15 protein-coding genes are annotated in these 17,448 nt (G+C 61.7%); 7 read left to right on the top strand and 8 right to left on the bottom strand.

What is annotated here, in order from left to right; genetic code table 11:
• Positions 1-328: 328 nt before the first annotated feature.
• Positions 329-2,221, top strand: a complete 1,893-nt coding sequence (gene mrdA / locus EJ576_RS29165) for a penicillin-binding protein 2 (RefSeq protein ID WP_068931704.1) — start codon at positions 329-331, stop codon at positions 2,219-2,221.
• A gap of 1 nt (position 2,222) precedes the next feature.
• Here the strand turns inward: mrdA and EJ576_RS29160 are convergent, their stop codons facing one another.
• Positions 2,223-2,624: a GFA family protein gene (locus EJ576_RS29160; protein ID WP_126571723.1), complete on the bottom strand. Its 402-nt coding sequence runs from the start codon at positions 2,622-2,624 to the stop codon at positions 2,223-2,225.
• A 57-nt stretch (positions 2,625-2,681) separates the two neighbouring features.
• Between EJ576_RS29160 and EJ576_RS29155 the strand changes: the two genes are divergently transcribed.
• Together EJ576_RS29155 and EJ576_RS29150 are read left to right on the top strand one after the other, a co-directional pair.
• Entirely contained in the window at positions 2,682-3,104 is a 423-nt protein-coding gene (locus tag EJ576_RS29155; RefSeq protein ID WP_256656655.1) for a TonB-dependent receptor domain-containing protein, read from the top strand.
• A gap of 79 nt (positions 3,105-3,183) precedes the next feature.
• On the top strand, positions 3,184-3,651 hold the full coding sequence (locus EJ576_RS29150; RefSeq protein ID WP_126571722.1) for an SRPBCC family protein: 468 nt from the start codon (positions 3,184-3,186) through the stop codon (positions 3,649-3,651).
• A gap of 41 nt (positions 3,652-3,692) precedes the next feature.
• Here the strand turns inward: EJ576_RS29150 and EJ576_RS29145 are convergent, their stop codons facing one another.
• Entirely contained in the window at positions 3,693-4,280 is a 588-nt protein-coding gene (locus EJ576_RS29145) for a hypothetical protein (protein WP_126571721.1), read from the bottom strand.
• A gap of 86 nt (positions 4,281-4,366) precedes the next feature.
• Positions 4,367-6,604 (bottom strand): TonB-dependent siderophore receptor, encoded by a 2,238-nt coding sequence (locus tag EJ576_RS29140; protein WP_126571720.1) that lies wholly within the window; start codon positions 6,602-6,604, stop codon positions 4,367-4,369.
• Positions 6,605-6,801: 197 nt separating this feature from the next.
• On the opposite strand from EJ576_RS29140, the gene EJ576_RS29135 reads away from it, so the two are divergent.
• The 4 genes from EJ576_RS29135 to EJ576_RS29120 all read left to right on the top strand — a co-directional run bounded on the left by EJ576_RS29135 (position 6,802) and on the right by EJ576_RS29120 (position 11,194).
• Positions 6,802-9,159, top strand: a complete 2,358-nt coding sequence (locus EJ576_RS29135) for a DNA polymerase II (RefSeq protein WP_126571719.1) — start codon at positions 6,802-6,804, stop codon at positions 9,157-9,159.
• Positions 9,160-9,229: 70 nt separating this feature from the next.
• Positions 9,230-9,808 (top strand): GNAT family N-acetyltransferase, encoded by a 579-nt coding sequence (locus EJ576_RS29130; protein ID WP_068931711.1) that lies wholly within the window; start codon positions 9,230-9,232, stop codon positions 9,806-9,808.
• A 13-nt stretch (positions 9,809-9,821) separates the two neighbouring features.
• Positions 9,822-10,454 carry a glutathione S-transferase N-terminal domain-containing protein gene (locus tag EJ576_RS29125; RefSeq protein ID WP_126571718.1) on the top strand — a complete coding sequence of 211 codons (633 nt, stop codon included), beginning with the start codon at positions 9,822-9,824 and terminating at the stop codon, positions 10,452-10,454.
• A 164-nt stretch (positions 10,455-10,618) separates the two neighbouring features.
• A complete protein-coding gene (locus tag EJ576_RS29120; RefSeq protein WP_068931713.1) occupies positions 10,619-11,194 on the top strand; it encodes a DUF4174 domain-containing protein in 576 nt (191 codons plus the stop codon).
• A gap of 26 nt (positions 11,195-11,220) precedes the next feature.
• Here EJ576_RS29120 and EJ576_RS29115 read toward each other — a convergent pair whose 3' ends face one another.
• From EJ576_RS29115 to EJ576_RS29095, 5 genes are read right to left on the bottom strand one after another with little or no spacing between them, the layout of a single operon-like run.
• Positions 11,221-12,267: an acyltransferase family protein gene (locus EJ576_RS29115; protein WP_126571717.1), complete on the bottom strand. Its 1,047-nt coding sequence runs from the start codon at positions 12,265-12,267 to the stop codon at positions 11,221-11,223.
• Between the two features lie 22 nt (positions 12,268-12,289).
• Positions 12,290-13,699, bottom strand: a complete 1,410-nt coding sequence (gene murJ / locus EJ576_RS29110; RefSeq protein WP_126571716.1) for a murein biosynthesis integral membrane protein MurJ — start codon at positions 13,697-13,699, stop codon at positions 12,290-12,292.
• Positions 13,699-15,126, bottom strand: coding sequence for an O-antigen ligase (locus EJ576_RS29105; RefSeq protein ID WP_126571715.1), 1,428 nt, complete (start codon positions 15,124-15,126; stop codon positions 13,699-13,701). Before EJ576_RS29105 ends, murJ begins: the two co-directional genes overlap by 1 nt.
• 2 nt (positions 15,127-15,128) lie before the next feature.
• Positions 15,129-16,232: a glycosyltransferase family 1 protein gene (locus EJ576_RS29100; RefSeq protein ID WP_126571714.1), complete on the bottom strand. Its 1,104-nt coding sequence runs from the start codon at positions 16,230-16,232 to the stop codon at positions 15,129-15,131.
• Positions 16,223-17,440 carry a glycosyltransferase family 4 protein gene (locus EJ576_RS29095; protein ID WP_123474275.1) on the bottom strand — a complete coding sequence of 406 codons (1,218 nt, stop codon included), beginning with the start codon at positions 17,438-17,440 and terminating at the stop codon, positions 16,223-16,225. The genes EJ576_RS29100 and EJ576_RS29095 overlap by 10 nt, the downstream gene beginning before the upstream one ends.
• Between the last annotated feature and the right edge of the window lie 8 nt (positions 17,441-17,448).

The raw sequence follows: 17,448 nt of genomic DNA, 5'->3' as shown, positions 1-17,448 counted from the left end.
GTAGTGAAACGATGCATCGCCGATGGTAGTGTGGGGTTTCCCCATGTGAGAGTAGGTCATCGTCAAGATTAAATTCCGAAACCCCATTTGCGAAAGCAGATGGGGTTTTGTTTTGGGCGGTCGAAAATTTCAGTCCTCGCAAATCAATTCGACAACCCTGTGACTCCTCTGTGCAATTGCTCTCATAAAAACGGCTCATCAGCATGCCGTTCGGGAATTCGATACAAAGTGTTTCCGCATTTTTGGTATGGTGCAGCACATTTTCACAGGGATTGATCTTTCATCCGCAGGACGCGGCGTCGACCTTATTCAACGAGATGCTGTAGAAATGCCTGAACCCATACCGATCAAAGATCACGAGAAAGAGAACCGCCTAGTCAACAAGCGCCTGCTCGCCTGCGCGCTGTTGGTGATCGGCATCACCTGCGCGCTGGTGGGGCGCATGTACTTTCTGCAGGTCGTACAGTTCGACTATCACTCCACGATTTCCGAGAACAACCGTGTCCACGTATTGCCGATCACCCCGACGCGTGGGTTGATCTATGACCGTAACGGCGTGGTACTGGCCGACAACCGCCCCAGCTACAACCTGACCATCACCCGCGAACGCACCACCGACCTCAAGGGGGAGTTGGACGCTATCGTCAGCTTGCTGCACCTGCCTACCGAAGACCGCGCTGTCTTCGACAAGGCGCTGAAACAGGCGCGCCATCCTTTCGTCCCTGTGACCTTGTTTTACGAATTGACCGAAGAGCAGATCGCGCTACTGGCCGTGAACGAGTTCCGCCTCCCTGGCGTAGACGTAGAACCGCAGTTCGTCCGCCATTACCCGTTGGGCGCTCACTTTGCGCACTCCATCGGTTACGTAGGCCGGATCAACGAGAAGGAATCCAAAGCCCTCGACTCCGTGGAGTACCGCGGTACGCAGTCCATCGGCAAGACCGGTATCGAACGCTTCTACGAATCCGAGTTGCATGGCCACGTCGGCTATGAAGAGGTCGAGACCAATGCTCAGGGCCGCGTACTGCGCGTACTCAAGCACACCGACCCGATCCCCGGCAAAAACATCGTGCTGAGCCTCGACGTGCACCTTCAGGAAGCGGCAGAAGAAGCCTTGGGTGATCGCCGTGGTTCGGTGGTTGCACTGGACCCGCAAACCGGTGAAGTACTGGCCATGGTCAGCAAGCCAAGTTTTGATCCGAACTTGTTTGTCACCGGTATCAGCTTCAAGGAATACGCCGCGCTGCACGACTCCATCGACCGTCCGCTGTTCAACCGTGTATTACGCGGGCTCTACGCGCCAGGTTCGACCATCAAGCCGGAAGTCGCCATCGCGGGGCTGGACAGTGGTGTTGTCACTGCTCAAACCCGAGTATTCGACCCTGGCTACTACCAGTTGCCGGACTTTGACCACAAATACCGCAACTGGAACCACAGCGGCGACGGTTGGGTGGACATGGACGCGGCCATCATGCGTTCCAACGACACCTACTTTTACGACTTGGCCCACAAGCTGGGCATCGATCGCCTGCACGACTACCTGGCTGAGTTCGGCCTGGGTCAGAAAGTCTCATTGGACATGTTCGAAGAGTCCGCCGGCCTGATGCCTTCCCAGGCCTGGAAGCGCGCCACGCGCCGGCAACCCTGGTTCCCGGGCGAAACCGTGATCCTCGGCATTGGTCAGGGCTACATGCAGGTCACGCCACTGCAACTGGCCCAGGCTACCGCACTGATCGCCAATAAAGGCGTGTGGAACCGACCGCACCTGGCCAAGACCATTAATGGTGTGCCACCCGTGGATGAAAACCCCATGCCCAACGTGGTCCTCAAGGACCCGCGTGACTGGGAGCAGGTCAATCACGGCATGCAACTGGTGATGCACGATCCGCGTGGCATCGCCCGCGCTGCCGCACAAGGCGCGCAATACCGCATCGCCGGCAAGAGTGGTACGGCGCAAGTGGTGGCGATCAAGCAAGGTGAGCGCTACAACCGAGAGAAGACCCTGGAACGCCATCGCGACAATGCCCTGTTTGTTGGCTTCGCGCCGGCCGAACACCCGAAGATCGTAATTTCGGTGATGATCGAAAACGGCGAGGCCGGTGGCCGCGTGGCAGGCCCGGTGGTGCGCCAGATCATGGACGCCTGGCTGCTCGACCAGGAAGGCCATCTGAAACCACAATATGCGACGCCGGCAAAAGCGCCCGGCGACCCCAAGGTGTGATTCAGGCTTTCCACTCGTCCCATTGATCTACGTCTTCGTAGACCAGCCAAGGCACATCATGGGCGGTCCAGATGTGCGCGGTGGGCCTGACGCCCGGATCGTCATCCAGCGTCGCCACCCGCACAATGACGTGGGGTTGATGCTCTCGCTCCGCCATCAGGTGTGAACCACAGCGCGAGCAGAAATGCCGCAGTTTGCCCGGCGACGATTCGAAGGACGCCAGCAACTCCTGGCCCTGTGTCCAGCGAAAGTGTTCACGCATCACGCCTGCCGTCGCCACAAATGCCGCCGCATGCACCTTGCGGCAGCTGTCGCAATGGCAGTGGCTGATGGGCATATCCAGGCTGTCGAGTTGATAGTGCACGGCCTTGCAGAAGCAACTTCCATGGAGCTGTTGAGTCATCGTGATCACCTCAAGGGGAGGGGGACAATTTACCTTTCGCCGACACGCTGCGCATCTGTGATTTCCGGTGAAGTGGCCGCCGGTTGGAACGTATTCGGCGGCTATACCTACCGCGAGTCGCATGCCAAGGACGGAGCGCGCGTGGAGGTCAACCAGCCGATCAACCTGTTCAAGCTCGGCACCACTTACCGCCTGCCAGACACCCTGAACCGTTTGACGGTGGGCGGCAATGTCACCTGGCAGAGCGAGATGTACGCCACCACGCAGATCAACTACACCGGGCCGTACTACAAGGCGGTCCAGGATCCCTTCGCTGTGGTGGGCCTGTTGGCGAACTACCAGGTGGATGAGCACTTGTCCGTAGGACTGAACGTCAACAATCTGTTCGACAAGAAGTATTACGACGGCATGGGCACGTTCAACTCAGGTTCCTATGGCGAGCCGCGTAATGCGATGGTCAACGCCAAGTGGAAGTTCTGAAGTAAGTCGCAACACCAATGCGTGGCCGAAAGGTTGCGCATTGTTCGATGTCGCCTACTGTCAATGGAGGAGGTGACTTATGCACGTATTGGATCGAATCGAACGAAAAGCCCTGCTCAACGCGTCACGTAGACAGGTCTGGGAGGCCATCACCGATGCCGAGCAATTCGGCCAATGGTTTGGTATCGCCCTTACAGGCAAAACCTTCGTTGCCGGGCAAAGTATCGAGGCGCCGATCACTTATCCGGGCTACGAACATGTGATCTGGAAGGCCAGGATCGAACGCATCCTGCCGCAAACACTGTTTTCTTTCTGGTGGCATCCCTTTGCGGTAGAGGAGGGTGTCGACTACGACCAGGAAACCCCAACGTTGGTGGAGTTCACGATTAAGGATCGGGCGCCGGGCATTCTGCTGCGGGTGGTCGAATCCGGGTTCGATGCCGTGCCTGAGGCACGACGGCAGAAGGCCTTCAAAATGAATTCCCGTGGCTGGGACGAACAGATGGGCAACATCGAAAACTACCTGAGCCGGGCCCGCCAGGCTTGAGGGTAACGGGCATCATCAGTGATGCCCGCCTTTCACTGGTCTCAGCCTTCGTGAGCGGTGGTGATCTCCAGGGTGTCGGTGTAAGTCACCACCACACTCTGCCCGACCTTGAGGTCTTTGAGGCCGGCACGGATTTCCGGTTTCTCAACGTTCAACATCTTCGTCGCACCGGCTGGATTCTCCAGGGTGACCTGGTTTTTCTTCAGGTCGATATGAGTGATCTTCAACTGCACCTGCACCTGGCGGAAGGCCGCGCCACCTGGGTTCGGGTTGTCGGCGGTGGCGCGGATCACGCCGGTTTTTTCGCTGGCGTCTGGTGCGCTCTTGTCCACGTCGGTGTCCAGCACGGCCGCGACCGAGTGGGTGGTCAACACCTTGACCTGGTCGCCGACCTTGAGATTGCCCAGGTCCTTGGCGTCATCGGTGAGCTGCACATGCACCTCACGGCCCTCAGCTCCCGCAAGCACGACCTGATGCTTGGCGGCATCCACCGCCAGCACTTTGGTGGTGACTTCATCGGCTTCAAGGGATTTGGACAGCGGGATATCGGCGGCATGGGCCACCAGGTTGCCGGCGGACAGAAGGGTGGCCAGGGCGATTGCCTGGCGCAGGGAACGAGATAACTTCATTGTCAGACTTCCATGTGAGAGAAGCCCTGAGGCTAGTGGTGAGCCGGCGATGCGCAAATCTGCCGGCTCACGTTGTTGCCGCCCTGTTAGAAGTCCACGCTGGCCGACAGCTTGGCGACACGTGGATCGCCTTGGCTCAGGAAACCGCCCTGCGCCGATTCCCAGTACTTTTCGTTGGCGACGTTTTCCATGGTGGCGCCGAGGGTGACGTCACGCTGGGCCACCTTGAAGTTGTAGCGCGCGCCTACGTCGAAGCGGTTCCATGCCGGCAGACTCAGGTTGTTCGCGGCGTCGGCGTACTGCCCACCGGTACGCAACATGCGGCCGTTGAGGGTCACGCCTTGCAGGCCAGGCACATCCCAATCCACGCCGGCATTGAGCTGGAACGAAGGCACGCCGATTGCGCGGTTACCGTCGTTGGCGCCGTTTTGCGTGTCCTTGAGTTCGGTCTTCATGACGGTCACGCCGCCCAGCAGGCGCAGGCCGCTGACCGGTTCGCCGAAGACGTTCAACTCAACGCCTTTGTTGATCTGCAGGCCTTCGCGGACATAACGCGCTGTCGTTGCATCGATGACTTGAACGTAACCGGCCCCAGGTTGTTCGATACGGTAAACACCCAGTGTTGCCCCATAGGTGCCCATATCAACCTTGACGCCTGCTTCGATTTGCTTGGAGCGCGCGGGCGCAAACGCCTGTCCACCGCCAATGATGGTCCGGTTGCCCGAATTGACGGGAGATGTCGGCCCTTGGGCCAGGCCTTCGATGCGATTGGCGTAGAAGGACACGTGCTCCCACGGCTTGAAGACCAAGCCGTAGACCGGAGTGGTGATCGACTCGTCGTAGTTGGCGGTGCGGGTCCCGCTCATGTAGTTGTAGCCCTGCACCACCATCTGCTGGCGGCGCGCGCCGAGCGTGACCAACAGGCGGTCATCGAAGAACCCCAAGGTATCGGAGACCGCTGCGCTGCGCACGAACGTCTTGGCGGTAATGGTTGGGTCGCTGAAATCAGTGCCTGGCGTATTGCGTGGGTTGTTCAAGGTGGGCGGTGCGCCGGTTACCGGGTCGTAGATATTGGTTGGAGTCGCTGTCGACGAAGCGTTGAACACATAGGCGTTGCGTGCCTGGGTCCAGATACCGGCCAAACCGAAGTTGAGGCGGTGACTGATAGCGCCGGTCTGGAACTTGCCATTCAGGCCGCCCATGGCGCTGCGGTTGTCTTCTTCGTGGGCAATGGTCGAGCGGCTCGCCAGGGCGTTGCCGCTGTTGTCAGTCAGGGTGACAGATGAATACTGCCCCATTTCGCGGGTGTGCTTGGCGCCTGCCGCCGCATAGGCCGTCCAGTTATCGTTCAAGTCATACTCGGCGCGCAGCATTCCCAGGGTGTCTTCAAGGTTGGTGCTGCTCCAGCTTGGCGCGTAGTTGGTGTCGGCCGACGGTGCATCCGGGACATGGGTGGCGGTGCCCAGGAAGACCGAGTTGCGCCCGCCGTTGATTCGCTGCTTCTGGTACACAAAGTCACTCGACAAGCGCAACGCATCGCCACGGTAGTCCAGGCCGACGCCAAACAGCTTCGAGCGCTGGCTTTCATCATCGATACCGGTATCGCCTTCGCGCTGGGACAGGTTCACCCGTGCGCCAAAACGGTTGTCTTCACCGAAGCGCTGGCCAATATCCAAGTGTTCGCCCACCCGCCCATCAGTGCTGATATCAGTGCTGAATCGACGCAACGGCACATCATCGGCGCGCTTGGGTTGCAGGTTCACACCGCCGCCGATCCCCGAACCGCCGGGCGTCACGCCGTTGATGAAGGCATTGGGACCCTTGAACACTTCCACGCGCTCCAAGGCGTCAGTGGAGATGATCTGGCGCGGCAGGATGCCGTACAAGCCGTTGAAGGAAATGTCGTCGCCATTCAGTGGCAGGCCACGAATCATGAAGGTCTGCGCCTGGTTGGCAAACCCCGACGCCTGGCGCACGGACGAGTCGTTGAGTAGCACGTCACCGACGGTCTCGGCCTGCTGGTCGCGAATCAGTTTCTCGGTGTAGGAGGCCATGCTGAATGGCACGTCCATGATGTCCTGGTTGCCCAGCACACCCAATTGACCTCCGCGTGCCACTTGGCCGCCGGCGTACACCGGGGGTAGGGCACTTGGCGCGGGGGCGTCGGCATTGATGTTGGTAGCGCCCAGTTCCAGCGTGTTGCCCTCCTGACCGGTGTTCGCATCCTGCGGGGTGGCTGGGGTGGCAGCATGAGCGCTGAGGCTCAGGGAGCAGCACAGGGCGAGCAGGGTCGGGCGAAACGGCACGGCGAATGGGGCGGGCATGGGCGATCCTGACGGCTAACCGTCATGTGTGAGGAAAAGGGCAACGGCGTTGCGCGTCCTCACTGCGCGGATACGACTCCGGTGCAAATGATAGTAATTATTATTAACGCGATGCAACAAATTTTTACTAACACGGTCTGCGCGCGCGGATGCCGAGTAGAATCACGCCCTGAAAGCGATTCCTGAGGTGCGGTACGGTGGATTTACAGCAGGGTTTTGTCCTGACCCGGCATTGGCGCGATACCCCGGCGGGCACGGAGGTCAGCTTCTGGCTGGCTACCGACCGCGGCCCGAGGTTGATCCGCCTACCCGTGCAGACCTCGGTGATGTTCATCCCCGAGGCCCATCGCAAGCCGCTGGATTGGCTGCTCAAGGGCGAGCGCGATATCGAGTTGCGCCCGTTGCAGCTGTGCGATTTCCATCACCGCCCCGTCCTCGGCCTGTACACCCGCCAGCACCGCCAGGCGATGGATGTGGAAAAACGCCTGCGCGCTGCCGGGGTTGATGTCTACGAAGGCGACGTGCGCCCACCCGAGCGCTACATGATGGAGCGTTTCATCACCGCGCCGGTGTGGTTTGGCGGCACACCCGACGCCAACGGTGTGCTCTGCGACGCACAGATGAAACCCGCGCCCGACTACCGTCCGCCGCTGAAACTGGTGTCCCTCGACATCGAAACCACCGCCCAGGGCGATCTCTACTCCATCGCCCTCGAAGGCTGCGGCGAGCGCCAGGTGTACATGCTTGGCCCGCCGAACAACACCGACGCGGTGGACTTCAAGCTCGACTACTGCGACACCCGTGCCCAACTGCTCGAACGCCTCAACCAATGGCTGGCGCTGCACGACCCCGATGCGATCATCGGCTGGAACGTGGTGCAGTTCGACCTGCGCGTGCTCCACGAACATGCCCAGCGCCTCAACGTGCCGCTCATGCTTGGCCGTGGTGAAGAACCGATGGCCTGGCGCGAACACGGCAGCCGCAACCATTACTTCGCGGCGGCGGCGGGGCGCTTGATTATCGATGGCATCGAAGCCCTGCGTTCGGCCACCTGGAATTTCGAATCCTTCAGCCTGGAAAACGTCGCGCAAACCCTGTTGGGCGAAGGCAAGGACATTTCCACGCCGTACCAGCGCATGGACGAGATCAACCGCATGTTCGCCGAGGACAAGCCCGCCCTGGCGCGCTACAACCTCAAGGACTGCGAGTTGGTCACGCGGATTTTCGAGAAGACCGAACTGCTCAAGTTCCTGCTGGAGCGCGCCAGCGTCACCGGCTTGCCGGCCGACCGCAATGGCGGCTCCGTCGCCGCGTTCACCCATTTGTACATGCCGCTGATGCACCGCCAGGGCTTCGTTGCGCCGAACCTGGGCGACAAGCCGCCCCAGGCCAGCCCCGGCGGATTTGTCATGGACTCGCGCCCGGGCCTTTACGAATCGGTGTTGGTGCTCGACTACAAAAGCCTCTACCCGTCGATCATCCGCAGTTTCCTGATCGACCCGGTTGGCTTGATCGAAGGCCTCAAACATCCTGACGACAGTGACTCGGTGGAAGGCTTTCGCGGCGCACGGTTTTCCCGCACCCGGCATTGTTTGCCATCCATCGTCGCACGGGTTTCAGAAGGCCGCGAAGTGGCCAAGCGCGAACATAACGCGCCGCTGTCCCAGGCGCTGAAAATCATCATGAACGCCTTCTACGGCGTACTCGGCTCCAGCGGCTGCCGCTTCTTCGATACACGCCTGGCCTCGTCGATCACGATGCGTGGCCACCAGATCATGCGCCAGACCCGCGAACTGGTCGAAGCCCAAGGCTATGAGGTGATCTACGGCGACACCGACTCCACCTTCGTGTGGCTCGGCAGCGCGCATTCCCAAGAGGACGCCAGCCGTATCGGCCAAGCCTTGGTGCAGCACGTCAACGATTGGTGGCGCGAGCACCTGCTCACCGCGCTCGGCCTGCAAAGCGCCCTGGAGTTGCAGTACGAAACCCACTTCACGCGTTTCCTCATGCCGACCATCCGTGGCGCGGAGGAGGGCAGCAAGAAACGCTATGCCGGCCTGGTGGTACGCAGCGATGGCAATGAAGAAATGGTCTACAAAGGCCTGGAAACCGTGCGCAGCGACTGGTCGCCCCTGGCCCGTCGATTCCAGCAGGAACTCTACCAGCGCATCTTCCATCGCCAGCCCCATCAGGACTACATCCGCGACTACGTGCGCCGTACCCTCAGCGGCGAATTCGATGAGCTGCTGATCTACCGCAAACGCCTGCGCCGCCGGCTGGACGACTACGAGCGCAACGTGCCGCCCCATGTCCGCGCCGCGCGTCTGGCCGATGAATACAACGACCGCCTGAACCGCCCGCGCCAGTACCAGCGCGGTGGCTGGATCAGCTACGTGATCAGCGTCAATGGCCCGGAACCCCTGGAAGTGCGGCAAGCGCCCATCGATTACGACCACTACGTCACCCGGCAATTGCAGCCGGTGGCGGATGCGATCCTGCCGTTCGTGAATGACGATTTCAGCACCCTGGTGGGCGGTCAGATGGGCTTGTTTTAAAACGCTTGATTCGTCAGGGTGGCAGCCTGCACTCTCTGTCTCTGATGACCACCCAGACGGCGCTGCCACCATGACCCTGATCACTCTGACCGGCACCACGGTCGAACTGCTGCCCCTGCAAAGGGAACACAAGGCCGCCTTGCTCGACGCCGCCGCCGATGGCGAATTGTGGAACCTGAAGGTCACCAACGTGCCGGGCCCGGACACCGTCGATCAATACATCGATACTGCCCTGTCAGGGCGTGATGCCGGTAGCGTGATCCCGTTCACTTTGGTGCGTCGTGAAGACGGCCAAGTGGTCGGCAGCACTCGGTTCTGGAAGGTCGACCGGGTCAATCGCAAACTGGAAATCGGCCATACCTGGCTGGCGCTGTCCACGCAGAAAAGCGCGATCAACACCGAAGCCAAGCTGCTGTTGCTGACCTACGCGTTCGAAGTGCTCGACTGCGTGCGCGTGCAATTCACCACCGATGAACTCAACGAAAAGTCCCGCGCCGCGATCCTGCGCCTCGGCGCAGTGCAGGAAGGCATCGTGCGCCACGAACGCATCATGTCCGATGGGCGCAAGCGCAACTCGGTGCGCTTCAGCATCATCGATTCGGAATGGCCGCAGGTGAAGGCCAACTTGCAGGCCAAACTGCAACGCTAGGAGGAAAACCCCCATGTACACGCTGTATGGCATCGACGAATCCGGCTCTTGCATGATCGAAATCGCCCTGCAGCGCTGTGCAGTGCAGTGGCGGCGGGTGGACGCGGCCTCCTGGGCGGAGGGCGAAGGCAGTGATGAGTTGGCCCGGATCAACCCGCTCAAGCAGGTGCCCACGCTGGTCACCCCCGATGGCCAGGTGCTGACGGAAAGTGCCGCGATCCTGATCCACCTCGGCCTGGAATATCCCGCCTCGGACCTGCTGGCCGGCAACCGCGCGCAGATCATCCGCGGCCTGGTGTACATCGCGGCCAATTGCTATTCGGCCATCGGCATCATCGACTACCCGCAACGCTGGCTCGGCAACGTCAACGAAACGGCGCAGGCGCAACTGGTGACGGGCACTCGGCGATACCTGCACCAGGCCTGGGTAGTGTTCGCCGATCAGTTCGCCGGGCAGTTGTTTGCGCCGAACGGCGTGCCCAATGCGCTGGGCCTCATGGCGGCGGCGGTGTCGCGCTGGGATGAAGCACGAGAGGCATTGAACGGCCTGGCGCCGGGCTTTGCCCAGAGCCTGGCACAGGTGGATACCGACCCTGTCGTCGCCCCCGTATTTGCGCGGCATTGGCCGGAGTGGAAGGCCTCATGATGTTTCCGAAATCAGTGGAAACAATGACAGTCGAGCCCACCAAACCCTTGCGTAGCGGGCGTCCTGTCCTACGCTTTCTTATAGTGCTGTAGGAATCATCCTTGAATTTGAATGTCGCAGACATGAAACTCAAGAACCCTGCATGGAATACAAAGGAGGTGCGCATGCTCATCCGGTCGCTGACCCTGGCTACCTTGATGGCTTTTACGGGGCCGCTGTTGGCTGCTGATGATATCAACCCGCTCAAGCAAGACTTGGGCAAGGCCCGGCCGCTGGTGGTGGTGGAGCTTGATTCCGGCAACAACACCTTGGCTACCCTCAAGAAACAGTTGGACGAGCCTGCGACCAAGCAGTCCTTTGAAGAACGCAGCATGGTGTTCTACACCGTGAAGTTCGGCAGTATCGGCGCTGAAGGCGAGAAGTTCGCCAAGGACCCCAAGGACAATAAAAAGCTCACGCCTCCGGAAACCAACGCGCTGATCCGTGCCCTCAAACTGGGTGCCGGCAGTGGCACCAAGGTGATCCTGGTGGGCAAGGACGGCGAGAAGAAAGTCGAGAAGACCGTGCCACCGGATACCCTCGACCTGAAGGAGTTCTTCAGCGCTATTGACCAGATGCCGATGGCCGAGAAAGAAACCGCAGCCGCCCCGGAGCCTGAACCTGCCGCCCCGGCGCCAGCCAAGGGCGCCAAGCCTGCCAAACACGGCGCCAAGCCAGCCCCGCAACAACTCGACGACTGAACCCAACACCCTGTAGGTGCGAACGCCTACAGGGTTTTTTGTGGCTTGCGCACCGGAAACGGAAAGTAGAAAAACCGCAAAAACGCCACCCGCTTGATCACTTCCCCGATCAGCAAAGGCACCACCACAGCCACCACAAAACCCACGCAAGCCGCGACAAATGCGTGCAGCCCCAGGCGCTCCAGCAGGTCAACCGTCTTGTGCTGGATCTCGCCGTGGAAGATCAGCAGGATCAAGGTGTTCTGGCCAATGTAGGTCATCGCCCGCGTGATGACGGTCGACACCATCAACACCCGCGCCAGTGACCAGCACGCGTACACGCCGAGCACCGCCAGCAGGCTGGTCCACAGCCAATGGTCGTAGCGGCGCTGCGCCAGGTCCATGGTGGCGTGGCTGTAGAGGAACACGGCGGCGAACAACGCCACCGACATCAGCAGCGCCAGCCACGATCCCTCATGTCGACGCAGCCAGTCGCGCAGTAGGTAGCCGCAGATGAAGTAGGTGCTGCTGATCAGGGTGATTTCAAGGCCGAAGGGCAGGCCGGGCAACGTCCAGGTCTGCCCGCCGACGCTCACCGGTATTTGCCAGAACCACGGCAGTACCCATATGCCGATTAACAGTTGTACCGCCATCAGCAGGCAGCTCACCGGCAATGAAAGCTTCAAACGCTGGATAAGGCGCAGCATCACCCAACTGAACAGGATCGCCACCCAGAAGTGCGGCAGAAACCACAGCGCCTGCCAGGGAATGGTATCCACCGAGGCATACAGCACGCCGCCGATGTCCGGCAGCAGGGGTTGGCCGCGCAACACGTCGCGTACGATCACATACACCAGCATGGTGAAGAAAAACGGCTTGAGTAGACCGTCGGCCTTGCGCACGGCCATCTCCACAAACGGCTGCTCGGGCTTGAAGAACACGCCGGACAGGAAAAAGAACAACGGCAAGATGAACGAGGCTATGATCGGGTACTGCAGCTCCAGCGAGTTCGCCACGAACCAACTGTGACCGTACACGATCATCAGGATGCCGATACCCTTGGCAATGTCCATTTGAATCCAACGATGTTTCATCCGCCTATCCCCGGTCGATCATTCATGCCTTGCGCCACGGCTTCAGCCACAGCCCCATGCCCAGCAACACCACGGCGCCGGCCAGGATGCTCAGCCCCAGTTGCAGCCACACGTCTTCAATCCGAAACAGCGCCAACGCCGCCACGCCCATGAGTACGGCGCTGAGCAGCCAGTTCCGCGCCCAGGGCAGGGCGCCGAGCAAGGCCTGGCGTTGCATCAGCAGCAGCGCAGTGCAGATCACCCCGGCCAGTGCCGCCAACGGAATCCCCGCCAGGCCGAACACAAACGGCAGCACGCCGAGCAGCAGCACATTGACCAGGCTGCCGAGCAGTTCGCAGCGCAGTGGCTGGCGCGTGTCCCCGGCCGCATAGGCGTAACGCGCGAGCAAGGCGTTCCAGGCGCCGAATACCAGCGGTACGGCAAACCAGGCCAGCAGCAGAGGCAGCGGTGAGTCCAGCGATTGCTTGGGCAGCAGCAACGCCACCAGGCTCGGGGCCGCCGCCACCAGACCGACGCCGGCGGGCAGGGTCAATACGCTGGCGGTTTCCAGGCCACGTTTAAGCAGGGCCAGGCGTTCATCGCCCTGGCGGCGGCTCATCATGCCCAGCAGCACCTGGTTGAGGCTCATCAGCGCAATCAGCGGCAGGTTCATCAGCTTGCGTGCCAGGTTGACCCAGGTCACCGCGCCTTCACCCAGCAGCGATGCCACCAGCCGTTCAATCAGCGCCAGGCCCTGGCTGGCGCCGTTGCTCAGTAACAATGGACCGATGCGCTGGCCCAATTCCCGCAGGGGCGCGAGCGACAATTGCCAGCGCCACGGCCGCCAGCCCTGGCGCCACATCGAGGGCAGCAACGCCAACGGCATCAACAGGCTGCCGGCCAGGCATGCCAGGGCCAGCGAGTGCGGTTGGGTGGCGGTGCCAGCGAGGGCGAGGTAGGTCACCGGTGGCAGGTTGAACAACAACGAACCCAGGCCGGCCAGCACAAACCGTTCGCTGGCCTGCAACGGGATGCTGAACAGCGCGTGCAGCATCAACCCCGGCACGCACCAGGCGACGATCTGCAAGTTGCTGCTGGCGAGCGCCGTGGCGCTCGCCGCCAAGCCCGGTCCGAGCAGTTGCACCAGCCACGGCGCCAGCAGCGTCAGCAGCAGGCTGGTGACCAGCGCGATCAGCAACAGTGCCGGGAACAATACCGCCAGCCAGCCCAGGCGTTCGTCGTCCTTGCGCGCCAGGTACAGCGGCAGCGCCGCGGCACTCAGCACGCCGCCGGCCAGTGACATGCGCAGCGCTTCCGGCAAAAACAACGCGATCAGGAATGCATCACTGCGCTCGCCCGCGCCCCAGGCCGCCACCAGCAGCCATTCGCGGGCAAAACCCAGGCACAGGCCCAGCAGTGTCGCCAGCGTCAGCCAGACGGCAGAGCCCAGCATCAGGGCTTGGCGCCATCAAGCACGGGTTTGCGAAAGACCACCGGTTTCACCTGCGGCAGGCGTGCCGGAAATAGCCGGCGTGCCTCCAACACGTTGATGCCGACCATCAGCCAGAACAGCGCGACCATCACCACCGCAAAGCTGAAGTAGTGGTCGAACAGGCCACTGACCAGTGCCGAGAGAATCCCCGCCGTGGTACCCAGCCAAATGGCGTTGTCCTTGGTCAGGCGGATCGGACCGTTTTCCGGGCGCGCTTCACGCCACCAGCGTACGGTCACCGCGATAAAGAACAGCATGCCGACGATGCCGGTTTTGTAGATGTAGTTCAGCCACAGGTTGGAGATGCCCAGCAAGTGAGTGTCCGGCACCGGTGGATCGACCTTGAAGCCGATGCCGAATGGGTACGATGCTACCGCCTGCGGGAACATGCGGTATTCGTCGAAACGTACTTCGGTACTGGCGTTGCTCGAAGAAAAGATCGTCGCCAAGCGTTCCTGCAACGGTGGATAGGCCATCACCAACACGACGGTCAGCGCCGCGCCGATCATCAGCAGGCGGCCGGTATACGGCACCCGGCGCGTGGCCATCCACAGCAGCACCAACGCGAGGCTGACCATCGCGCCACGGCTACTCGCCAACAGCAAGGCCGCCGCGCCCAGGCATGCCACGCCCAGGCCCAGCGCGCGTTTCCAGCCTTGCTCGGTCATGCCGAAACAGAAGGCCAGGGGCAGCAACAGCGCCATGATCCCGCCGATGGCATTCGGGTGCATCCACGGCGAGCCCATGCGTGAAGACATGGCTTCCAGGCCGAATTTGAGCATGTCGAAGTTGCCGTAGTTGAACAGTGCCAGCACCGGCGCAATGCCGGCCCCGGAGCGCGTGCGCACGAACACCGCAATCGACAGCACCAGCATGGCCAGGCTGCCCAGCAGCAGGGCGATCACCATGGATTCGCGGTGCTTGTGGTCCACCAGCAACTTGGCGCAGAGGAACACCCCCGACAAGTTCAGCAACCAACGCAGCCAGTTGGCCACGCCGCTGCTGTCGGCGTGGATGGTGACCTGGCCGACAATGAAGGGAAACACGCTGAACACCATCAGCCACAACAGCATTTGGTCGGTCGGGCGTCGAGTGAGGCTCGGTGTATCCGGCCAGCGTGCCAGGAAGCTGTTCCACAGCACCGCGCCCCAGGTCAGCGCCAGGATGGCTTCGCTGACGGTACTGCGAATGCCCAGGTTGATCGTGGAATACGGCATGAACGTAGCCACCAGGGCGAACAGCAACAGGCCCCAGAATGGAAAGCGCAGGATGGTCACCGCACCGGCCACGCCGACCACGGCGAGGAATGCCTTGGCCGGCGACAACAACAGGGCGACGGCGCCAAACAACAGGCCTAGGAGGATGGCGACGAGGCTGGGCAGGTTCACTCTCACTTCAATTCCTCGATCAATTCGGCCAGGCGTCGGCGGTAGGCGTGATGGTTGAAGCGTTGTGCCCATTGCCGGTTTTGCTCGGGTGATTCGTCATCGGCGCGCTCGCCGAGGCTGAGCATCAATTGCGTCAATGCCGGGCCGTCGGTGGGCGAAAAACGCGGCGCCGATGGCGGGGTGATTTCATCCAGCGAGGTGCCGCTGGCCACCGCCACCGGGGTGCCGACGCTCAAGGCTTCGATCACCGGCAGGCCGAAACCTTCGGCATAGGACGGCTGCCACAGGCGTGAGGCCTGGCGGTACAGCGCGTGCAATTCAGCGTCCGACACACCACTGAGCGCACGAATCCCCGGCAGGATACGCTGGGCCTCGGGCAAATGCTCAAGGCTGCCCACCAGCACCAACTCCGGCACGGCGGGGGATTGCTGTCGCGCCTGCCGCCAGGCGTCGACCAGGAACGGCACGTTCTTGCGCAGCTCACGCGTGCCCACCAGCAGCCAATAGCGCTCTGGCAATTGGCGCGCACTGAGGTCCGCCGCCAGTTCGCAAAAGCCATCGACCTGATTGGGCAGTACGCGAATCTTGCCGGCAGCCTTGGGAAACAACCGCGCGGTTTCATCGGCGCTGTAGTGCGACGGCGTCCACACCCGGTCAGCGCTGTGCACCGCGTAGGCAATCGACAGGCGATCGCTGGTCTTGTAGATCAGCGCCTTCAGACGGTTGGCGTGGTAGTTGTTCAGCGTGATTTGAAACAGATCATGCAACAGCACGACCGTGCGCAGTCCCTTCGGCTTGGGCGGCAATGGCAGGCCCATATTGAAGGTGCTGATGTACAGGTCGATCTGCTGTTCACGCAATGCGCGCGGCAAAAAACCGGCCTCGAACCGCAGGCGATTCTGCGGCTGGTGCATCGCGGTCTTGGCGCAGCCCCAGGCCGGGCAATGGGCCAGCAAACGGGTTTCATCGCCCAGGGGCGCCACGGTAAACCGCTCAAGCTCGATGCCCGGCAGACCGTGCAGGGCGCTTTCCAGCGCATACACCTGGCGGCTGATGCCCGATTGCGGCGAGGTGCCGACGGTGCGGTAATCCAGGCCTACACGCATGCGGGCTCCTTTTGATTCACGGGCGAAAGGCTGGCGTACACCTTTTCCAACTGGCTGGCGGCGACGCTCCAGTCATGGGCGCGCCGCACATAGGCCCGGCCGGCTTCGCCCATGGGCGCGGCGGCATCGGGAAATTGCAGCAGGCGCACCACGGCGTCGGCCAGGCTCACGGCGGTCTGTCCGCCGAGGTAGTCCAGGCCTTCCACCAGGTCCAACCCCGACACGCCTTGCTCGGTACTTGCCAACGGCAAGCCGGCAGCCAGTGCTTCCAGCACCTTGAGCTTGGAACCGCCGCCGTGACGCAATGGCGCCAGAAACACCGAACAGCTCGACTGCAGTTTCAGCAGGTTGGGTACGAACCCTTGCCACTCGATGCGCGGGTCCGGCCAGCGTTCACGCCAACTGTCCGGCATGCCGAAACCGCACACACTCATGCGCGCATCCGGGCAACGCTCCCAGACCTTGGGCAGGATTTCATCCAGGGCCCACTCGATGGCGTCGACGTTGGGCGCGTATTCATAGTTGCCGAGGAACAGCACGCGGCGGGTCGACGGGTCGGGTCGGGCGGCGGCGAAGTGATCGCAATCCACGCCATTGACCACCACCGACACGGGTTTGCCGGCGATTTTTTCCAGGGTCTTGGCATCGCTGTCGGTGACCGCCACCACGTGCGTGGCCTGGCGCATCACCCGGCGTTCCCAGCGGGTATAGCGCCATTGGTCATAGCGAATGAAGGGCAGCGACCAACCTGGCAAGCGGTCATAAGTGGCCGCACCAAGGGCTGATTCGACATTGTGTTCGGTCAGCACGAACGGCTGGGATTTACGCGCCAGTGCCTCTTCATAGGGTTGAAAACTGTAGCTGTGTTCGATCTGCACCACATCCCAATGTTCACCCAGTAACCAGTTGAAGGTGTCCTGCAATCCACCCGACAGGCCATTCACACTGGCGAGCAACGGGTAAGGCGCGAACAGCCCGGCGAGCAGCGTCGTGACGCTGCGCAACGGGCGACGCGGCAGGATGATCAACTGTTCGAGAAAGGCCTCCAGCACCTGGCGGTCGGTCAGCGATACCGGGTGTTTGTCATGCAGCAGCAAGGTGATCCGGTGCCCACGCGCGGCCAGGCTGCGCAGCAGGTGGAACTGGCGCGTCTTGCCACCGCTGGTGGCGGGCCAGGGCGAGTAGGGCAGGATCCATAAAATGCGCATGGCAGGCC

The organism is Pseudomonas sp. C 49-2, from assembly GCF_003970195.1.
Classification (GTDB): Bacteria; Pseudomonadota; Gammaproteobacteria; order Pseudomonadales; family Pseudomonadaceae; genus Aquipseudomonas; species Aquipseudomonas canadensis.
Note: the sequence above shows the minus strand (reverse complement) of the source record. Positions and strands in the feature narration are given on the sequence as shown.

Excerpts from the sequence above, each read along its gene's own strand:
- mrdA (WP_068931704.1), top strand. The coding sequence starts at position 329 with ATGCCTGAACCCATACCGATCAAAGATCACGAGAAAGAGAACCGCCTA.
- EJ576_RS29160 (WP_126571723.1), bottom strand. The coding sequence starts at position 2,624 with ATGACTCAACAGCTCCATGGAAGTTGCTTCTGCAAGGCCGTGCACTAT.
- EJ576_RS29150 (WP_126571722.1), top strand. The coding sequence starts at position 3,184 with ATGCACGTATTGGATCGAATCGAACGAAAAGCCCTGCTCAACGCGTCA.
- EJ576_RS29145 (WP_126571721.1), bottom strand. The coding sequence starts at position 4,280 with ATGAAGTTATCTCGTTCCCTGCGCCAGGCAATCGCCCTGGCCACCCTT.
- EJ576_RS29140 (WP_126571720.1), bottom strand. The coding sequence starts at position 6,604 with ATGCCCGCCCCATTCGCCGTGCCGTTTCGCCCGACCCTGCTCGCCCTG.
- EJ576_RS29130 (WP_068931711.1), top strand. The coding sequence starts at position 9,230 with ATGACCCTGATCACTCTGACCGGCACCACGGTCGAACTGCTGCCCCTG.
- EJ576_RS29125 (WP_126571718.1), top strand. The coding sequence starts at position 9,822 with ATGTACACGCTGTATGGCATCGACGAATCCGGCTCTTGCATGATCGAA.
- EJ576_RS29120 (WP_068931713.1), top strand. The coding sequence starts at position 10,619 with ATGCTCATCCGGTCGCTGACCCTGGCTACCTTGATGGCTTTTACGGGG.
- EJ576_RS29115 (WP_126571717.1), bottom strand. The coding sequence starts at position 12,267 with ATGAAACATCGTTGGATTCAAATGGACATTGCCAAGGGTATCGGCATC.
- murJ (WP_126571716.1), bottom strand. The coding sequence starts at position 13,699 with ATGCTGGGCTCTGCCGTCTGGCTGACGCTGGCGACACTGCTGGGCCTG.
- EJ576_RS29100 (WP_126571714.1), bottom strand. The coding sequence starts at position 16,232 with ATGCGTGTAGGCCTGGATTACCGCACCGTCGGCACCTCGCCGCAATCG.
- EJ576_RS29095 (WP_123474275.1), bottom strand. The coding sequence starts at position 17,440 with ATGCGCATTTTATGGATCCTGCCCTACTCGCCCTGGCCCGCCACCAGC.